The organism is Anoxybacillus tengchongensis (genome assembly GCF_014201585.1).
GTDB lineage: Bacteria > Bacillota > Bacilli > Bacillales > Anoxybacillaceae > Anoxybacillus > Anoxybacillus tengchongensis.
Genome location: NZ_JACHES010000029.1, coordinates 1 through 1,110, shown reverse-complemented (window position 1 = coordinate 1,110; position 1,110 = coordinate 1). Strand labels below are relative to the sequence as shown.

Here is a 1,110-nt window from a genome sequence, read left to right as displayed (position 1 = left end):
GTATTCCAACCGTGACAGACCGTTTGATTCAACAGGCGATTGCCCAGGTATTGTCGAAGATATATGACCCGATGTTTTCCGAACATAGCTATGGCTTTCGCCCAAATCGAAGTGCCCATGATGCAGTGAGGAAAGCACAAGGATATATCAAAGAAGGATACCGATGGGTTGTAGACATCGATTTGGAAAAGTTCTTTGATCAGGTCAACCACGACAGACTGATGAGCACACTGGCGAAAAGAATCCACGATAAACCGTTATTAAAATTAATCCGCAAATACTTACAGTCGGGTGTCATGATTCATGGAGTGGTTTCAAGTACGGAGAAAGGAACACCACAAGGTGGTCCATTAAGTCCGCTCCTTTCCAACATCGTCCTTGATGAGTTGGATAAAGAGTTGGAAAAGAGAGGACATCCATTCGTTCGTTATGCAGACGACTGTAACATTTACGTAAAATCAAAAAGGGCAGGAGAGCGAACAATGGCAAGCGTTCAACGATTCATCGAACGTAAACTTCGCCTAAAAGTGAATGAGAAAAAGTCGGCAGTAGACCGTCCATGGAAGCGAAAATTTCTTGGATTCAGTTTTATCGATGCCGAAGAGCCCAAAATTCGAGTGGCAGAAGAAAGTGTCAAACGAATGAAGAAGAAAGTACGAGAAATCACCTCGAGAAAGATGCCATATTCCATGGAATACCGAATTCAGAAACTGAATCAGTATGTATTCGGATGGTGTGGGTACTTTGCGCTGGCGGACACGAAATCAATTTTTCGGAAAATGGACGGGTGGATTCGTCGAAGACTTCGTATGTGCTTATGGAAAAATTGGAAAACACCAAAAACGAGGATACGAAACTTGATCAAATTGGGAGTTCCTTCGTGGAAAGCTTATGAATGGGGAAATAGTCGGAAAGGGTACTGGCGTATTTCAAATAGCCCCATCTTACACAGAACCCTTGGAAACTCCTACTGGAATGACCAAGGCCTCAAAAGTCTACAAGAACGTTATGAATTCTTGCGTCATTGATCTTGATTGAACCGCCGTATACGGAACCGTACGTACGGTGGTGTGAGAGGACGGAGGTTAATCACCTCCTCCTACTCGATTA

General features: G+C 43.7%; 1 protein-coding gene. It reads left to right on the top strand.

What is annotated here, in order from left to right; genetic code table 11:
• Nucleotides 1–1,028: group II intron reverse transcriptase/maturase (gene ltrA / locus HNQ82_RS14435; RefSeq protein ID WP_183250471.1), on the top strand; the 1,028-nt coding region annotated here is incomplete at its 5' end.
• Nucleotides 1,029–1,110: the final 82 nt, after the last annotated feature.